The organism is Roseococcus thiosulfatophilus, from assembly GCF_017311575.1.
Taxonomy (GTDB): Bacteria; Pseudomonadota; Alphaproteobacteria; order Acetobacterales; family Acetobacteraceae; genus Roseococcus; species Roseococcus thiosulfatophilus.
The window spans coordinates 19,467-34,289 of sequence record NZ_JAFFQY010000014.1; the positions used below are offsets into that span (position 1 = coordinate 19,467).

The window sequence follows — 14,823 nt, forward strand, 5'->3', positions numbered from 1 at the left end:
CCCGAAACCCTGACCGGGTGAGGAACCAAGGCGCACGTGCCGGCCGGTGGTCCGACAGGGCCGCCCTGGCCCTCGTTCTGTTGGGCGGCGCGCTGGCGGCGGTGCTGACACTCGGCCCGCGCATCCTGGACGTGAACGACCTGGGCTGGCTGCTGCATGGCACGCTGGGGCCGGACCCCGTGGCCTATCTCGTCGCCTGGATGTATTTCGCGCCCGCCCCCTGGACCTGGCCGCCCGGGCGCAACCCCGATTACGGCCTCGAACTCTCCAGCGCCATCTTCTACGTGGACGTGGTGCCGCTGATGGCCTTCCTGGCCAAGGCGCTGCGGCCGCTGGTCGAAGTTCCGCAATACTGGGGCCCCTGGCTGGTGCTGAGCGCGGCGTTGCAGGCGGGCTTCGCCTGGAAGCTGCTGGGCCTGGCGGTGCGCGACCCCTGGGCGCGGGCCTTTGGCGCCCTCCTCTTCGCCTGGCAGCCCATGCTGCTGAACCGCATGGGCGGACATTTCGCGCTGGTGTCGCAATGGGCGCTGCTCTGGGCGCTGTGGCTCTGCCTGCGGCCCAGGGCACGGGGGCAGACGGCGTGGTGGATGGCGTGCCTCGGCACCGTGGCCCTGCTCAACGCCTATGTGCTGGCCATGTGCGCGGGGCTCTGGGTGGCGGATTTGCTCGGGCGGCTGTGGCGGGAGCGCGCCTGGGGCGCCGCCCTGGCCCAGCTGGCGCTGGTGCCGGCGGCCTTCCTCTCCGCCCTCTGGCTCGGTGGCTATTTCACCGTGACGGGCGAGGTGGCGCCCATGGGGCTGCATTACGGCCTGGCGCAGCTCGACCTCACGGCGCCCTTCGACAGCACCGACTGGGGCTGGCTGCTGCCCGGCCTGCCGGGGCTGCGGCATTGGGAGCATGGGGGCAGCTATCTCGGCGCCGGCACGCTGCTGCTGCTGGTTCTGGCGCTGTGGTTCGTGCTGCGCCATGGCGGGGCCTGGGCGGCGCTGCGGCCCCATGCGCTGCTGCTGCTGGTGCTGGCGGGGATGCTCGCCTTCGCCCTCTCGCCCAACCTCGCCATCGCGGGGCAGGTCTATCCGCTGTTCGAGCTGCCGGCTTTCGCGCGGCGCCTGGCCGACATGCTCCGCTCCTCCGAGCGCTTCTTCTGGCCGCTCGGTTATGCGCTGATCTTCGCCGCCATGGCGGTGCTGGCGCGGCACCTGGCGCTTCCCTGGCTGCGCGTGGTGCTGCTGGGCGCCTTCGTGGTGCAGGCGGTGGATGTGCAGGCCGGCATGGGCCAGTTCCGTGCCCTGGTGGCGGCGGCACGCCCCGTCGCCGCCGAACGCCTGCCCGACCCTTTCTGGGAAGAGGCCGCGCGCCGCATCCAGCGCGTCCGCGCCATCCCCGCCGGCAATTTCGGCGAGGATTGGGAGGAACTCAGCCGCTGGACCGCCCCCCGCGGCATCCCGAGCGACGCCGTCTATCTCTCCCGCGTGGACCCGGCGCTGGTCGAGGCGCTGAACGCCCGCGTGCGGGCCGCGCTGGAGGCGGGGCAGTGGGAGCCAGGCACCCTCTACATCCTGCGCGATGACGCGGTTCGCGCCCTGGTCGAGGCCCGCCGCGACCCGGCGCGGGATTTGCTGGCGGAGGTGGACGGCATCACGGTCTTCGCGCCGGGCTGGTTTCACCACTCGCCATAGAAGACGCCGGCGGCCTTGTGGCGGTCTGTGCGGAATTCGGCCTCGGCCCAGGTGAGGGTGGTGCGGCATTTGAGGTTGGTGGCCCATGCCAGCAGGCGCTCGCGCATCGCCACGCGCGTGGATTCATGCGCGGGGTCCTGCCCCAGGTCGTGGAACTCGTCCGGATCGGCACGGAGGTCGTAGAGCAGCGGCGGCAGGCCGCTGGTCCAGTGGATGTATTTCCATTCGGCCGTGCGGATCATGAAGCCGCGATGCTGGCCGGTGGGCAAACCAAGCCGCCGCCGCGCCGCGCGGAAGGTGATGTCCAACTCGCTGATCGCCGCCTCGCGCCATTCCGTCGCGGTGCCGCGCGTGAGGCCGAGGAGGGAGCGCCCCTCCAGCACATGCGGCGCCTCGGGCAGGCCCAGCGCGTCGAGGAAGGTGGGGACGAGGTCAATGGCCTCCACGAAGCGTGGCTCCACCGTGCCGCGCGTGGCGTCGGCCTGCGGCGAGGGGTCATAGAGGATCATCGGCACGCGCTGGATGCAGTCGTGGAAGAGTTCCTTCTCGCCCAGCCAGTGGTCGCCGAGATAATCGCCATGGTCGGAGGTGAAGACGACCAGCGTGTCCTCCCACCGCCCCATGCGCTCCAGCAAATCCCACACACGGCCGAGATGGTCGTCCACCTGGGTGATGAGGCCCATATAGGTGGGGCGCACCGCTTCGATGCAGGCATCGTTCTGGAAGCTTTGCGCCACCTCCTCCTCCTGGAATTCGCGCAGGACGGGGTGGGCGTCGTTGCCGCGTTCCGCCGCGTGGCGGCGGACGGGCAGCGCGTGTTCCGGCCCATACATCGCGTGGTAGGGCGCGGGGGCGATGTAGGGCCAGTGCGGCTTCACATAGCTCAAATGCAGCACCCAGGGCGTGTCGCCTTGGTCCTCGATGAAGCGCAGCGCCTGGTCGGTGGTGTAGGCGGTCTCGCTGTGTTCCTCGCGCACGCGGGCGGGCAGGCGGGCGTGGCGCATCTTCCAGCCGTTGCGGATGCTGCCATCCGTGTCGGTGGCGGCGATGACGTAATCCGTCCAGGGGTCGGCGCTGTCATAGCCTTGGGCGCGCAGCCAATGCGCGTAGGCCGATTGCGTCTCGGCATGGTGGCCGTCATGGCGGTCGAGCAGGGTGAACCAGCCCTCGCGCAGCAGCACGGCGAGTTCGTCCTGACCATCCAGCAGCAGGCGCTTCATGCCATGCGCGTCGGGCAGCATGTGGGTCTTGCCCGCCAGGGCAAGGGTGCGCCCCGCTTCCCGCAGGTGCCAGCCCAGCGTGACCTCGCCCACGCTCAGCGGCACGCGGTTGTGGGTGGCGCCGTGGCTGGCGACATAGCGGCCCGTGTAGAAGCTCATGCGCGAAGGGCCGCAGATGCCCGACTGCACATAGGCCTGGTCGAAGCGCACCCCGCGCGCGGCCAGGCGGTCGAGGTTGGGCGTGCGGAGGTGCGGATGGCCGGCGCAGCCCAGATGGTCCCAGCGCAGCTGGTCGCACATAATGAAGAGCACGTTCCGCACGGCCATTGGCGTTCCCCCTGTCTCGTTCCATCCTACCCGCAACGACACAGGAGGAAACGCCCATGCCCCGCTTCACGCCATTGACGGAAGCCACCATGACCACCCGCCAGCGCGAGGTCGCCGCCAATATCGGCTCCGGCGCGCGGGCCGGCGTGAAGGGGCCTTTCCCCGCCTGGCTGCACAGCCCGGAGATGGCCGAGCGCCTGCAGAATGTGGGCCGCTTCATGCGCTGGGAGAGCAGCCTGCCGCCGCGCCTCTCCGAACTCGCCATCCTCGTCACCGCGAAACGCTGGCGCGCGCGGTTCGAATGGTATGCCCACCACAAGATGGCGATGGATGGCGGCCTCAGCCCCGCCATCGCGGAGGATGTGCGCCTGGGCCGCACGCCGTCCAACATGGCCGAGGACGAGGCCGCCGTCTTCCGCTTCGTCTCCGAGGTGCAGGCCACGGGCGATGTCAGCGACGAGGCCTTCAACGAGGCCAAGCGCCTCTTCGGCGAGAAGGGCTGCGCGGAGTTGCTCGGCATCACGGGCTACTACACCGCCGTCTCCTTCACGCTGAACGTGGACCGGGTGGCGCTGCCCGAGGGCGTGCCCGACCCCTTCCCGGATTGAGCGGTTGCTCGGCCTCGCCGTCCTGCTGAGCGAGCCCTTCGTCCTGATCCCACTGCTGCTGGTGCTGGTGGTGATCGCCATCGCCTGGCTGCGCGACCGCGGCTGAGACTTTGCGGGTTGTGCGGCGCAATATGGGGCGGTAGGACTCGCAGATGCGTCTCGCTCCGCCCTGACATCACGTCACCGGCCTGACCTCCGCGCCCCGCTTCATGGGCGCGGCCTGTTGACGTGCGCGCGCCTTCGCGCGCCCCGCGGAGTTTCCTCACTTGACGCATCTCGAACGGCTGCGCGCCGAATGGTTCCCCAATGTCCGCGCCGATATCCTGGCCGGCACGGTCGTGGCGCTGGCGCTGATCCCCGAGGCCATCGCCTTCTCCATCATCGCGGGCGTGGACCCGAAGGTGGGGCTCTACGCCTCCTTCTGCATCATGGTGGTCATCGCCTTCGCGGGCGGCAGGCCGGCCATGATCTCGGCGGCCACGGGCGCCATGGCGCTGGTGATGGTCACGCTGGTGCGCGAGCACGGGCTGCAATACCTGCTGGCGGCCACACTTCTCTGTGGCGTCTTCCAGATCATTGCGGGGCTGCTCAGGCTGGGTGTGCTGATGCGCTTCGTCTCGCGCTCGGTGATGACGGGCTTCGTGAACGCCCTCGCCATCTTGATCTTCATGGCGCAGCTGCCGGAACTGATCGGCGTCTCCTGGATCACCTACCCGATGGTGGCGGTGGGGCTCGCCATCATCTACATACTGCCGCGCTTCACGACGTCTGTGCCCTCGCCGCTGGTCGCCATCGTGCTGCTGACCGCCGCGGCGATGTTCTTCGGCATCGAAGTCCGCACCGTGGGCGACATGGGCGAGTTACCGACCGACCTGCCCGCCTTCCTGCTGCCCGACGTGCCGTGGAACCTGGAGACGCTGCGCATCATCTTGCCCACCTCCCTCACGCTGGCCGTGGTGGGGCTGCTGGAGTCGCTGATGACGGCGCAGATCGTGGACGAGCTCACCGACACGCCCTCCGACAAGCACCGCGAAAGCGCGGGCCAGGGCATCGCCAACATCGTGGCCGGCTGCTTCGGCGGCATGGCGGGCTGCGCCATGATCGGGCAATCGGTCATCAACGTGCAGTCGGGCGGGCGGGGGCGGCTGTCCACGCTGTGGGGCGGGGTCTTCCTGCTGATCCTGCTCATGCTACTGGGCGATTTGGTGCGGCAGATCCCCATGCCGGCGCTGGTGGCGGTGATGATCATGGTCTCCATCGGCACCTTCCGCTGGTCCTCGCTGCGCGACCTGGCGGTCCACCCCTGGGAGAGTTCCATCGTCATGCTCGCCACCGTGGCCGTGACGGTCGCCACGCATGACCTGGCGCAGGGGGTGGCGGTGGGCGTGTTGCTCTCGGGCATCTTCTTCGCGCGCAAGGCGGCGCGCATCTTCCGCATCACCTCGACGCTCTCCGAGGATGGCCGCACCCGGACCTACACCGTCACGGGCGAAATCTTCTTCGCCTCGGCCGAGGCCTTCGTGGACAGCTTCGACCTGCGCGAGGCGATCGAGCGCGCCGTGATTGACGTCTCCGGCGCGCATGTGTGGGACCTGACGGCGGTGGCGGCGATGGACCGCGTCGTGCTGAAGTTCCGCCGCGAGGGGACGGAGGTGGAAATCCTCGGCCTCAACGAGGCCAGCTCCGAACTGCTCGGCCGGCTCGGTCGCCACGACAGGCCGGGCGCCGACGCCCCGGCGATGCATTGAGGGGGGGAGGGGAGAATGCCGCGCATCCTGGCCTGCACCGACGGCTCCATCTACGCCGAGAGCACCATTGACCACGCGGCCTGGGCGGCGCGTACCATGGCGGCCGGCGTGCAGGTGCTGCACGTCCTGCCCCGCACGCCCGCCGAGGCCCCCGTGGACCGCAGCGGGGCGCTGGGCCTCGACCGGTCCGAGGAATTGCTGAAGGAACTCGCGGCACTGGACGAGGCGCGGGGGAAGCTGGCGCTGAAGCGCGGCCGCGCCATCCTGGACGCCGCCGAGGCGCGGCTGCGCGCGGCCGGCGTGGCGGAGGTGCGCCTGACGCAACGCCACGGCGCGCTGGTGGACAATGTGCTGGAGCTGGAGCGCGAGACGCAGCTGCTCGTCATCGGCAAGCGGGGCGAGGCGGCGGATTTCGCGGCGGGCCATCTGGGGGCCAACCTGGAACGCGTGCTGCGCTCCAGCCCGCGCCCCGTGCTGGTCGCGGCCCGCGCCTTCCGCGCGCCCGCGCGCTGCGCCATCGCGCATGATGGCAGCGCGGCCTCCTTGCGGATGGTGGAATACGCGGCCCGCAGCCCCCTGCTGGAGGGGGTGGCGCTGGACCTCGTCACGGTGGGCGGTGACGGCGAGGCGTTGCAGGCCGCGCCGCTCGCCATCCTGGAAGGGGCGGGCCGGCCCGCCCGGCCCGTGCTGCTGCAGGGCGAGACGCATGAGGCCATCGCCGCCCATGTGGCCGATGCGGGGGTGGAGCTGCTGGTGATGGGCGCCTATGGCCATGGGCGGCTGCGCACGATGATCCTGGGCAGCACCACCTCGGCGCTGCTGCGCGGGTGCCGGATTCCGGTGCTGGTCTTCCGATGAGGGCATGTCCCGGCGACGGATTCACCGCTCCGGCGATTCCGCCTCCGCGGATCCGGCGCCATACGACCGAGGCTGACGCGGGCAGGGGGCAGATTGCCCCCATGCTGATCCTCGCCGAACCCCTGAACCTGATCCTGACGGCGCTGGCCCTGCTGGCGCTGGATGCCTGGCTGAACCGGAAACCGCGCGTCAGGCCTCCCGCAGCATCTCGATGATGCCCGAGAAGTCGCGCAGCGCCCCGCCATCGGCCGCGAAACGCTCATAGAGCGTGAGTGCCGCCGCCCCCAGGGGCGTGGCCGCGCCCACGGCACCCGCCGCCTGCTGCGACAGGCCGAGGTCCTTCAGCATCAGCGCCGTGGCGAAGCCTGGCGCGTAGCCGCGGTTGGCCGGGCTGCCCGGCACCGGCCCCGGCACCGGGCAATAGGTGGTGAGCGACCAGCATTGCCCGGAGGATTTGCTCGCCACCTCGAACAGCGCCTCATGGCTGAGGCCGAGCTTTTCCGCCAGGGTGAAGGCCTCGCAGGTGCCGATCATGGAGATGGCCAGCAGCATGTTGTTGCACAGCTTGGCCGCCTGCCCGGCGCCCGAGGCGCCACAATGCACCACGGTCCGGCCCATGGCCTCCAGCAGCGGCTTGGCGCGGGCGAAGGCCTCCGCATCGCCGCCCACCATGAAGGTCAGCGTGCCGTTCTCCGCCCCCATGGTGCCGCCCGAGACGGGGGCGTCCAGCATGGGCCGCCCCGACGCCACCTCGCGCGCCGTCGTCACGTCAATGGTGGAGCAGTCGAGCAGCACGGCCTCGGGCGAGGCGGCCTCGGCCATGCCCCCCGCGCCCAGCCAGGCGTCGCGCACATGGGTGCCGGCGGGCAGCATGGTGATGACGAAGGCGGCCCCCCGCGCCGCGTCGGCCGCGGACTGCGCGCGGCTGATGCCGGCCTCGGCCGCCGCGTCCATGGCGGCGGCGCTGAGGTCATAGCCCGCCACGTCATGCCCCGCCCGGACCAGGTTGCGGGCCATGGGCAGGCCCATATTGCCGAGCCCCACGAAGCCGATGCGCGCCATGATGTGGTTCCTCCATTTGGGCAAACCCTATCCCGGCACGGGCGATTGTCCATGCGGGCAGGAAGATGGCGCATCCGTTCATGCTGCGGCCATCTTCCCGCAACACCCTTCCGCGAGACGGAGAGAAGGACGCATGCGGATTCTGGTCGCCCCCTCGGGCTACAAGGAATGCCTCCTGGCCGGGGAGGTGGCCGCCGCCATCGCGGCGGGGTTGGCGCGCGCCTGCCCGGAGGCGGAGGTCACCTGCCTGCCGCTGGTGGATGGCGGCGAGGGCTTCACCCGCGCCATGACCGCGGCGGGCGGGGGAAGCCTGCGGATGGTGCGCGTCAGCGGCCCCACCGGCGCGCCCGTCGAGGCGGCGCTGGGAAGGGTGGGCGACACCGCCATCCTGGAGATGGCCTCGGCCGGCGGGCTGCGCCTCGTGCCCCGCGACGCCCGCGACCCGCTGGCCACCACCACGCGCGGGGTGGGGGAGCTGCTGCGCGCGGCGCTGGAGGGCGGCGCGCGCCGTATCCTGCTGGGCTGCGGCGACAGCGGCACCTGCGACGGGGGCGCGGGGCTGGCCCAGGCGCTGGGCTTCCGGCTGCTGGACGTGGCGGGGCGCGACCTGCCGCCGGGCGGGGGCGCGCTGCTCGCGCTGGACCGCATCGAGACCGCCGGCCGCGACTCGCGCCTGGCCGGCGTGACCGTCGAAGTCGCCTGCAACACCCGCGTGAAGCTCTGCGGGCCGGAGGGTGTCAGCCGCGGCTTCGGCGCGCAGAAGGGCGCCTCGCCCGCCGATATCGAGCGGCTGGAGGCCGGGCTGCGCCGCTTCGCCACGGTGGCGGCGCGCGATCTCGGCGCCGATGGCCTGCTCGACCTGCCGGGGGGTGGCGCCTCGGGCGGGCTGGGCGCCGGGCTGCATGCCTTCCTCGGCGCGCGGCTGCGGCCCTGGGCGGAGGTGACGCTGGCGCGGCTCGACCTAGACCGGCACATCGCGGGTGCCGACCTCGTCCTCACCGCCGAGGGCGGGCTGGATGGCCAGAGCGCGCGCGGCAAAATCCCCGCCGAGGTGGCGCGGCGCGCGCGGTCGCTCGGCGTGCCCGTCATCGCCCTGGCCGGCACGCTGGGGGAGGGGGCGGAGGCGCTGGGCCTCGACGCCCATTTCGCCAGCCTGCGCGGGCCCGCCAGCCTGGAGCAGGCCATGGTGCGCGCGGCGGCGGACCTCGAAGCCTGCGCCGAGCAGGTGCTGCGCGCCGTGCTGGTGGGCCGGCGCATGGCGCAGCCCGCGCGGGCGGCGGCCTGAGCTTGCGCCTCAGCCCGGCACGATGCCCGGCCGCCCGGCCAGCGTGACCAGGTGCGCGCGGTCCTCGCGCGGGGCGCCGGGGCGTTCCACATAGGCCACCGCGCGGTAGATGGCCGAAAGCCGGTCCGCCCGCACCTCGTGCCGCGTGTAGCCGCGGCGGTTGCTGTGGAAGCGCAGATGGGGGTTGTTCCGCAGCACGCCCTCGGCCGTGGCCTGGGCCTCGCTGCCATCGCCCTCGCTGCTGATGGAGGTGGTGACGAACTCCGCCCCCAGCGCCGGGCCTTCCGGTGAGCGCTGGATGTCGCCCGCCCAGGCGCGATGCACGTCGCCCGTCAGCACCACGGCGTTGCGGCCTTCCAGCATGTCCAGCACGCGGGCGCGGGCGGCGGGGTAGCCATCCCAGCCATCCATGCTGATGGGGCCGCCGGGGAACACCCGCGGCGTGAAGAAGACCTGCTGGCCCAGCACCTGCCAGGTGCCGCGCCCCTCGCGCAGGCCCTCGCGCAGCCATGCCTCCTGCACGGGGCCCAGCATCTGCGCGTCCGGCCGCGCCACCGCCTCGCAGGGGATGCGCGTGCCGTCGCCGCAGGGCTGGTCATCGCGGAAGCGGCGGGTATCGAGCGCGTGGAAGTCGAGCAGGCTGCCGAAGCGCAGGCGGCGATAGGCGAGGATGTCCGCCCCGCGCGGCCGCGTGGAGGGCCTTACCGGCGTGTGCTCATACCAGGCCTGGAAGGCGGCGGCGGCGCGCAGCGCGAACTGCTCGGGCGTCACGACCACGTCGCGGAAGCGGCCCGTGCCGTCGCGCTGGCTTTGCATGGCGGCCCAGTTGTTCTCCACCTCATGGTCGTCATAGGTGGTGATGAAGGGGTGGGCGGCCTGGGCGTCGGCGAGGTCCGGGTCGGTGCGGTATTGCGCGTGGCGGCTGCGGTATTGCTCCAGCGAGTAGGTCGCCGGGCCGTGGTGGGAGCGCACCACCGGGCCCCAGCCGCCCTGGCCGGGGCGGCGGCCGGCATGTTCGTAGATGTAGTCGCCATAGTGGAAGACGAAGGCCACATCCTCCTCGCGCGCGGCATGGTGCCAGGCGGTGAAGTGGCCGTGCTCGTAGTTCTGGCAGCCGCCGGCGAGGAAGTTCAGCGCGGCGGCCTCGCCCGGCGCTGGCGCGGTGCGGGTGCGGCCCACGCGGCTTTGCTGGCCCTGGGCGGTGAAGCGGTAGAAATAGGGGCGCCCCGGCCGCAGCCCGCCGGCCTCGACATGCACGGCGTGCGCGGCTTCGGGGCGGGCCAGCACCTCGCCGCGCGCGACCACGCGGCGGAAGGCGTCATCCTCCGCCACCTCCCAGGCGACGGGCACGGCGTCATGGCCCATGCCGCCGCCATCCTCCAGCGGGGCGGGGGCGAGGCGCGTCCAGAGCACCACCGAATCCGGCCACGGATCGCCCGAGGCGACGCCGAGCGTGAAGAGCGGCCCGGGCGCCTGGGCGCGCGGCTGGCGCGGGGCGAGGGCCGCCAGCGCCGCAAGCCCCGTGGCCCCGCGCAGCGCCCCGCGCCGCGACAATTCCAGGACATGACGAACCACACTATCCACGCGTTAACGCCTCCCGCACCACCGAGCGGAATTCCCGCCGGTGCAGCTCCCGTAGCACCAGCAGCGACGCCAGGATCAGCGCCACCGGGTGAAGAATCCATGTCAGCGCCGCGAGGCCGAAATAGTAGGCGCGCAGCCCCGTATTGAAGTGGCGCGCGGCGCGGTTGGCGACCTCGGCCGCCATGTCGGCCTGGGGCAGCGCACCGTCGCCCATGCCGATGCCGCCCACCACGATCGAGCAATAGTTGAACTGACGCAGCGCCCAGGTCAGCTCGAAGAAGGCGCGCACGAAGATGAAGATGAGCAGGATGATCCGCAGCTCCCACGCGAAGTCCGTGGCCGGCGGCTGGGCGAAGGGCAGGGCGGAGAGCGCCCGCTGCCCGAGATCCGGCGCGCCCAGCAGCGCCACCAGGCCCGCCAGGATGAAGATGGAGGTGTTCGCCAGGAAGGAGGTGCTGGCCATCAGGTTGCCGATGATGGCCGTGTCGCTGATGCGGTTGTCGCGCGTCAGCAGCGCGCGCATCCAGGTGCGGCGGTGCATGTCCATCGCCGCGATGACGGAGCGCGAGCGGATGGAGGGGATGCGGTCCACCACCGCCGAATACCCCGTCCAGCAGCCTAGGAAGACCAGCAGGGCCGCGAGGTCGAGCGCGCTGAGCGGCCAGCCGGTCATGCCGGGCTCACCCTTGGCCGGCGAGCTTCCGTTCCACGAAGTCCAACCGGTCCTGGCCCCAGAAGATCTCGCCCTCGATCACGAAGCTGGGGGCGCCGAAGACGCCGCGTTCCAGCGCCGCCTCGCTGTCCGCCCGGCGGCGGTCGAGCCATTGCGGGTCTTCCGCCAGCTTCAGCAGGGCGGGGCCATCGAGGCCCACATCGGCGGCCAGGGTCGCGAAGGTGGCGGGGTCCGCCGGGTTCACGTCATCGGCCCAGATCGCGCGCATGATGCGGTGCGAGAGCTTGATGGCCGGCACCACGCCCTGCGTCTCGCGCAGCGCGATCACGGCGGCGGCGATGGGCGGTTCGTTGAAGGGGAAGGAGGAGGGCTGCGGGTTCAGCGGCAGGTTCAGGTGGCGGCTCCAGCGCGCCAGCTCCATCAGGCGGTAGGCCTGGCGCTGAGGCGCGCGCTTGGGCAGCGGCAAGCCCCCCGAGGCCGGGAAGATCACCCCGAAATCCACGGGGAAGGGGGCGACGGTCGCCCCGTGCTTCGCGCACATCGCCTCGAAGCGCGCGGAGCCGAGATAGGCCCAGGGGGAGTTCAGCGAGTAGTAGTAATCCACATGCATGGCCGAAGCCCTCCTGGGCCGTTCACTGCGGGCTGAGGATCAGCCCATCTTCTTCTTCAGGTTCTCGTCCAGCGCGGCCAGGAAGGCCTGGGTGGAGAGGTAGGGCTGGTCCTTGCCGATGAGGATGGCGAGGTCCTTGGTCATCTGCCCGCCTTCGACGGTCTCGATGCAGACCTGCTCCAGCGCCTCGGCAAAGGCCGTCACGTCCGGCGTGTTGTCGAACTTGCCGCGATAGGCCAGGCCGCGCGTCCAGGCGAAGATGGAGGCGATGGGGTTCGTGCTGGTCTCACGGCCCTTCTGGTGCTCGCGGTAGTGGCGCGTCACCGTGCCGTGCGCGGCTTCCGACTCCACCGTCTGCCCGTCGGGCGACAGCAGCACGGAGGTCATGAGGCCGAGCGAGCCGAAGCCCTGCGCCACGATGTCCGACTGCACGTCGCCATCGTAGTTCTTGCAGGCCCAGACATAGCCGCCTTCCCACTTGAGCGCGCAGGCCACCATGTCGTCGATCAGCCGGTCCTCGTAGGTGATGCCGGCGGCCTTGAACTTGTCGGCGAATTCCGTGTCGAACACCTTGCGGAAGATGTCCTTGAACTCGCCGTCATAGGCCTTGAGGATCGTGTTCTTGTGGCTGAAATACACGCTGTAGCCGCGCGAGAGGCCGTAGTTCAGGCTGGCGCGGGCGAAGCCCTCGATGCTGGCGCGGGTGTTGTGCATGCCCATCAGCACGCCGCCGCCGGCGGGGAAGTTGGTCACCTCCATCTCGACCGGCGCGCCGCCATCGGCGGGCGTCCAGGTCAGCGTGGCCTTGCCGGCGCCCGGGATCTTGGTCTCGGCGGCGCGGTAGATGTCGCCATAGGCATGGCGGCCCACCACGATGGGCTTGGACCAGTGCGGCACCAGGCGAGGCACGTTCTTGCAGATGATGGGCTCGCGGAAGATCGTGCCGTCGAGGATGTTGCGGATGGTGCCGTTCGGGCTGCGCCACATCTTCTTCAGGCCGAATTCGGCCACGCGCGCCTCGTCGGGGGTGATGGTCGCGCACTTCACGCCCACGCCATACTGCTTGGTGGCGTTGGCGGCATCCACCGTCACCTGGTCATCGGTCGCGTCGCGGTGCTGGATGCCGAGGTCGTAATACTTCAGGTCAATGTCGAGGTAGGGGAGGATCAGGCGGTCCTTGATGAACCCCCAGATGATGCGCGTCATCTCATCCCCGTCCATCTCCACGACGGGGGTTTTCACCTTGATCTTGGCCATGCGGTCCTTGCCTTTTCTCGACCCCGCCGGCGCGCGCGCCCACGGGGGTCCTCAACCGGAGTGTTGCGATGCGGGCCGCACCATCGCACCGTGGCCCCCCTGAAACAAGGGATGGGGGCCAAGGCGCCCCCGGCGCGGCAGGGAGGCGGGGCGTGGGCGGTCTGGACGGGAAGGTGGCGGTGGTGACGGGCGGCGCGCGGGGGCTGGGCTTGGCCATCGCGCAACGGCTGGCCGCGGGCGGCGCGCGGCTGGCGCTTTGGGACCGGGACGCGGCGACGGTGGCGGAGGCGGCCCGGGCGCTTGGCGCCCATGCCGAGGCGGTGGACGTCACCGACGCGGCCGCCGTGGAGGGGGCGCTCGCGCGCACCGAGGCGGCACTCGGCCCCTGCGCCATCCTGGTCGCCAATGCGGGCATCACCGGGCCCAATCACCTCCTGGAGGATTATCCGGTGGAGGCCTGGCGCCAGGTGATCGAGGTGGACCTCATCGGCGTCTATCTCTGCTGCCGCGCCGTGCTGCCGGGGATGCGGGCGCGCGATACGGGGCGGATCGTGAACATCGCCTCCATCGCCGGCAAGGACGGCAACCCGATGGCCAGCGCCTATTCGGCCGCCAAGGCGGGCGTGATCGGCCTGACGAAGTCCCTTGGCAAGGAGCTGGCCGGAACGGGCGTGCGGGTGAACTGCGTCACCCCCGCCGCGGTGGAGACGGAACTCTTCGCCCAGATGACCGAGGCGCAGATCGCCTGGATGAAGTCCAAGATCCCGCTCGGCCGCTTCGGCCTGCCGGAGGAGGTGGCCGAGATGGTGGCCTTCTGCGCCTCGGACGCGGTCAGCTTCACCACGGGCGCGGTGTTCGACGTCTCAGGCGGCCGCGCCGTCTACTGAGGCGGCCTACTCGGAGGGCGGCCTATACCAGGGCAGCCGGCGCGAGGCGGCCGTCACCGGCACGGGCGGCGGCGCGCTGGCCAAGGCGAGCGCCGGCGGCCCGCGCCCCGCGATGACCACCGGCCGCGCCCGGTAGGCATCCAGCCCCCGCCCGCCGCCCGGGGCCGCGGCCAGGATCTGCGCCCGGTCCTCCCCATTGGACAGCGCCGGCACCCGTGGGGTGCCGCGCGTGGCCAGCGCCCGGTCCTGCGCGAGCCGCGCCTGCGCCTCGGGCCAGGCGGCGGCGATGCGGGCGCGATAGGCCTCGGCCAGGTGCGGCGTGTGGGAATGGTAGTGGCCCGCGGCCTGCAGCCAGTCCGGCGTGCGCGACTGGAGGTCCGTCAGGAAGCGCGCGGCGTAGCGGGCATTGGCCAGAGGGTCGAAGGCGGTGGCGAGGTCCGGAAAGGCCTGGGGGTGGAAATGCAGGTTCACCTGCATGCAGCCCACATCCACCACCCGCACCCCCCGGGCACGAAGCGCCTCCACCCCGGCAATCGCTGCCGCCCGGTCCGGGAAGAAATGGCCGCGCCCCTCGGCATTGATGGCCCAGGGCCAGGGGCCGAATTCGCCGGTCACGGGGTCCGCCCGGCCGGATTCCACCCGCCCGATGGCCTGGAGCAGGCCGGGGGGGAGGCTGGCCTCGCGCTCCGCCGTTGCGATGGCGGCACGGCAGAGTTGCGTGGGCGACAAGGGCTGGGCAGGGACCCCCTCCGGGAGCAGTGACAGGCCCAGCGCCAGGGCGGAAAAAGCCAGGAAATTCCTCATGCCGGAGGGGGAGAGCAACCGCCATGCCAGCCCGTTCCCGGGCTACCGAAAATTTCCATGTTGCAATGCAAAAAGTCGCTTGCATGCGAGCGATCACGCGGCTATATGAGGGGGGCGGCGGGAATTTCGGTTCCTGCCCGCTTTCTTGGACGTTTCCTCCCTTAACTTGGCGGTGCAGCAATGCACCGCCATTTTTTTTGGACGCGGCCCGGGTGGCCTAG

General features: G+C 71.3%; 13 protein-coding genes. 6 read left to right on the top strand and 7 right to left on the bottom strand.

Annotated features, from left to right (window positions below):
* Positions 1-17: 17 nt before the first annotated feature.
* Complete coding sequence (locus JTN19_RS08095) at positions 18-1,679, top strand: DUF6311 domain-containing protein (RefSeq protein WP_206931413.1); 1,662 nt, start codon at positions 18-20, stop codon at positions 1,677-1,679.
* Here the strand turns inward: JTN19_RS08095 and JTN19_RS08100 are convergent.
* Positions 1,664-3,226 carry a sulfatase-like hydrolase/transferase gene (locus JTN19_RS08100; RefSeq protein ID WP_206931414.1) on the bottom strand — a complete coding sequence of 521 codons (1,563 nt, stop codon included), beginning with the start codon at positions 3,224-3,226 and terminating at the stop codon, positions 1,664-1,666. The two genes, JTN19_RS08095 and JTN19_RS08100, sit on opposite strands and share 16 nt — an antisense overlap.
* A gap of 56 nt (positions 3,227-3,282) precedes the next feature.
* Here JTN19_RS08100 and JTN19_RS08105 point away from each other — a divergent pair, with 56 nt between their 5' ends.
* The 3 genes from JTN19_RS08105 to JTN19_RS08115 all read left to right on the top strand — a co-directional run bounded on the left by JTN19_RS08105 (position 3,283) and on the right by JTN19_RS08115 (position 6,440).
* Complete coding sequence (locus JTN19_RS08105) at positions 3,283-3,834, top strand: carboxymuconolactone decarboxylase family protein (protein ID WP_206931415.1); 552 nt, start codon at positions 3,283-3,285, stop codon at positions 3,832-3,834.
* Between the two features lie 266 nt (positions 3,835-4,100).
* Positions 4,101-5,582, top strand: coding sequence for a SulP family inorganic anion transporter (locus JTN19_RS08110; protein WP_206931416.1), 1,482 nt, complete (start codon positions 4,101-4,103; stop codon positions 5,580-5,582).
* 15 nt (positions 5,583-5,597) lie between these two features.
* On the top strand, positions 5,598-6,440 hold the full coding sequence (locus JTN19_RS08115) for a universal stress protein (protein WP_206931417.1): 843 nt from the start codon (positions 5,598-5,600) through the stop codon (positions 6,438-6,440).
* Positions 6,441-6,629: 189 nt separating this feature from the next.
* Here the strand turns inward: JTN19_RS08115 and mmsB are convergent, their stop codons facing one another.
* Positions 6,630-7,502 (bottom strand): 3-hydroxyisobutyrate dehydrogenase, encoded by an 873-nt coding sequence (gene mmsB / locus JTN19_RS08120; RefSeq protein ID WP_206931418.1) that lies wholly within the window; start codon positions 7,500-7,502, stop codon positions 6,630-6,632.
* A gap of 133 nt (positions 7,503-7,635) precedes the next feature.
* Between mmsB and JTN19_RS08125 the strand changes: the two genes are divergently transcribed.
* Positions 7,636-8,787, top strand: a complete 1,152-nt coding sequence (locus JTN19_RS08125) for a glycerate kinase family protein (RefSeq protein WP_206931419.1) — start codon at positions 7,636-7,638, stop codon at positions 8,785-8,787.
* A gap of 9 nt (positions 8,788-8,796) precedes the next feature.
* Here JTN19_RS08125 and JTN19_RS08130 read toward each other — a convergent pair whose 3' ends face one another.
* Genes JTN19_RS08130 through JTN19_RS08145 form a run of 4 tightly spaced genes read right to left on the bottom strand, consistent with a single transcriptional unit; the run spans position 8,797 to position 12,911 of the window.
* Positions 8,797-10,371: an alkaline phosphatase D family protein gene (locus JTN19_RS08130; protein WP_206931420.1), complete on the bottom strand. Its 1,575-nt coding sequence runs from the start codon at positions 10,369-10,371 to the stop codon at positions 8,797-8,799.
* Positions 10,364-11,044 (bottom strand): DUF599 domain-containing protein, encoded by a 681-nt coding sequence (locus JTN19_RS08135; RefSeq protein WP_206931421.1) that lies wholly within the window; start codon positions 11,042-11,044, stop codon positions 10,364-10,366. The genes JTN19_RS08130 and JTN19_RS08135 overlap by 8 nt, the downstream gene beginning before the upstream one ends.
* Before the next feature lie 7 nt (positions 11,045-11,051).
* The gene (locus tag JTN19_RS08140) at positions 11,052-11,654 is read right to left on the bottom strand and encodes a 2-hydroxychromene-2-carboxylate isomerase (protein WP_206931422.1); all 603 of its coding nucleotides are present in this window, start codon (positions 11,652-11,654) and stop codon (positions 11,052-11,054) included.
* Positions 11,655-11,693: 39 nt separating this feature from the next.
* Positions 11,694-12,911 carry an NADP-dependent isocitrate dehydrogenase gene (locus tag JTN19_RS08145; RefSeq protein WP_191084339.1) on the bottom strand — a complete coding sequence of 406 codons (1,218 nt, stop codon included), beginning with the start codon at positions 12,909-12,911 and terminating at the stop codon, positions 11,694-11,696.
* A gap of 152 nt (positions 12,912-13,063) precedes the next feature.
* Here JTN19_RS08145 and JTN19_RS08150 point away from each other — a divergent pair, with 152 nt between their 5' ends.
* The gene (locus tag JTN19_RS08150; RefSeq protein ID WP_340643293.1) at positions 13,064-13,798 is read left to right on the top strand and encodes an SDR family NAD(P)-dependent oxidoreductase; all 735 of its coding nucleotides are present in this window, start codon (positions 13,064-13,066) and stop codon (positions 13,796-13,798) included.
* A gap of 6 nt (positions 13,799-13,804) precedes the next feature.
* On the opposite strand, the gene JTN19_RS08155 is transcribed toward JTN19_RS08150, so the two are convergent.
* Positions 13,805-14,602, bottom strand: a complete 798-nt coding sequence (locus tag JTN19_RS08155; RefSeq protein ID WP_206931424.1) for a transglycosylase SLT domain-containing protein — start codon at positions 14,600-14,602, stop codon at positions 13,805-13,807.
* Positions 14,603-14,823: the final 221 nt, after the last annotated feature.